This window comes from Streptococcus mitis (assembly GCF_003942695.1).
Classification (GTDB): domain Bacteria; phylum Bacillota; class Bacilli; order Lactobacillales; family Streptococcaceae; genus Streptococcus; species Streptococcus mitis_BD.
Map to the genome: position 1 here is coordinate 1 of NZ_RJNU01000022.1, position 2,715 is coordinate 2,715.

The window sequence follows — 2,715 nt, forward strand, 5'->3', positions numbered from 1 at the left end:
AAGTGCATCAGCATCTGTAAGTGCAAGCATCAGTGCGAGCCAATCAGCATCAAGCTCAGCAAGTGCTAGTCAAAGTGCTTCAGCAAGTGCAAGCCACTCAGCATCTGTATCAGCTAGCCAAAGTGCTTCAGCATCTGTAAGTGCAAGTCACTCAGCTAGCGCATCAGTATCTGCAAGCCAAAGTGCTTCAGCTTCAGCATCTAACAACCAGAACTCAGCTTCTATCTCAGCAAGCGCGAGCCACTCTGCATCTGTGTCAGCTAGCCAAAGTGCCTCAGCATCTGTAAGTGCAAGCATCAGTGCGAGCCAATCAGCATCAAGCTCAGCAAGTGCTAGTCAAAGTGCTTCAGCAAGTGCAAGCGACTCAGCATCTGTATCAGCTAGCCAAAGCGCATCAGCATCTGTAAGTGCAAGTCAATCAGTTAGCGCATCAGTAAGCGCAAGCCAAAGTGCATCAGCTTCAGCATCTAACGACCAGAACTCAGCTTCTATCTCAGCAAGCGCGAGCCACTCTGCGTCAATTAGTGCAAGCCAAAGTGCCTCAGCATCTGTATCAGCTAGCCAATCAGCAAGCGCATCAGTATCTGCAAGCCAAAGTGCATCAGCTTCAGCATCTAACGACCAGAACTCAGCTTCTATCTCAGCAAGCGCGAGCCACTCTGCGTCAATTAGTGCAAGCCAAAGTGCCTCAGCTTCTGTCAGTGCAAGTCAATCAGCAAGCGCATCAGTATCTGCAAGCCAAAGCGCATCAGCTTCAGCATCTAACGACCAGAACTCAGCTTCTATCTCAGCAAGCGCGAGCCACTCTGCGTCAATTAGTGCAAGCCAAAGCACATCAGCTTCTGTAAGTGCAAGTCAATCAGCAAGCACATCAGTATCTGCAAGCCAAAGTGCATCAGCTTCAGCATCTAACGACCAGAACTCAGCTTCTATCTCAGCAAGCGCGAGCCACTCTGCGTCAATTAGTGCAAGCCAAAGTGCCTCAGCATCAGTATCAGCTAGCGAATCAGCAAGCGCATCAGTATCTGCAAGTCAATCAGCTTCAGCGTCTGTATCAGCTAGCCAATCAGCAAGCGCATCAGTAAGCTCAAGTGAATCAGCTTCAGCGTCTGTATCAGCTAGCCAATCAGCAAGCGCATCAGTATCTGCAAGCGAATCAACTAGCGCATCAGTATCTGCAAGCGAATCAACTTCAGCATCAGTATCTGCAAGTCAATCAGCTTCAGCATCTGTAAGTGCAAGCGAATCAAGTAGCGCATCAGTAAGCTCAAGTCAATCAGCTTCAGCATCAGTATCTGCAAGTCAATCAACTTCAGCATCTGTATCAGCTAGTCAATCAGCTTCAGCATCTGTAAGTGCAAGCGAATCAAGTAGCGCATCAGTATCTGCAAGTCAATCAGCTTCAGCATCAGTATCTGCAAGCCAATCAACTAGCGCATCAGTATCTGCAAGTCAATCAACTTCAGCGTCTGTATCAGCTAGTCAATCAACTAGCGCATCAGTATCTGCAAGTCAATCCGCTTCAGCATCAGTATCTGCAAGTCAATCCGCTTCAGCATCTGTAAGTGCAAGCGAATCAAGTAGCGCATCAGTATCTGCAAGTCAATCAGCTTCAGCATCAGTAAGCTCAAGCGAATCAGCTTCAGCATCTGTAAGTGCAAGTCAATCCGCTTCAGCATCAGTATCTGCAAGTCAATCAACTTCAGCATCTGTATCAGCTAGCCAATCAACTTCAGCGTCTGTATCAGCTAGTCAATCCGCTTCAGCATCTGTAAGTGCAAGCGAATCAACTAGCGCATCAGTATCTGCAAGTCAATCAGCTTCAGCGTCTGTAAGTGCAAGCCAATCAGCTTCAGCATCTGTAAGTGCAAGTCAATCAGCTTCAGCATCTGTATCTGCAAGTCAATCAGCTTCAGCGTCTGTAAGTGCAAGCGAATCAACTAGCGCATCAGTATCTGCAAGTCAATCAGCTTCAGCATCTGTATCAGCTAGCCAATCAGCAAGCGCATCAGTATCTGCAAGTCAATCAGCTTCAGCGTCTGTAAGTGCAAGCCAATCAGCAAGCGCATCAGTATCTGCAAGTCAATCAACTTCAGCATCTGTATCTGCAAGTCAATCCGCTTCAGCATCAGTATCTGCAAGTCAATCAACTTCAGCATCTGTATCAGCTAGCCAATCAGCTTCAGCATCTGTAAGTGCAAGTCAATCAGCTTCAGCATCAGTATCTGCAAGTCAATCAACTTCAGCATCTGTAAGTGCAAGCGAATCAACTAGCGCATCAGTATCTGCAAGTCAATCAGCTTCAGCGTCTGTAAGTGCAAGCCAATCAGCAAGCGCATCAGTATCTGCAAGTCAATCAACTTCAGCATCTGTATCAGCTAGCCAATCAGCTTCAGCATCTGTAAGTGCAAGTCAATCAGCTTCAGCATCAGTATCTGCAAGTCAATCAACTTCAGCATCTGTAAGTGCAAGTCAATCAGCTTCAGCATCTGTAAGTGCAAGCGAATCAACTAGCGCATCAGTATCTGCAAGTCAATCAACTTCAGCATCTGTATCAGCTAGCCAATCAGCAAGCGCATCAGTATCTGCAAGTCAATCAACTTCAGCATCTGTATCAGCTAGCCAATCAGCAAGCGCATCAGTATCTGCAAGTCAATCAGCTTCAGCGTCTGTAAGTGCAAGCGAATCAACTAGCGCATCAGTATCTGCAAGTCA

The 2,715-nt window shown here is 46.9% G+C and carries 1 protein-coding gene; it reads left to right on the top strand.

What is annotated here, in order from left to right:
- A partial coding sequence (locus tag D8852_RS09835; RefSeq protein ID WP_185755614.1) for a hypothetical protein occupies positions 1-2,715 on the top strand: 2,715 nt, incomplete at both ends.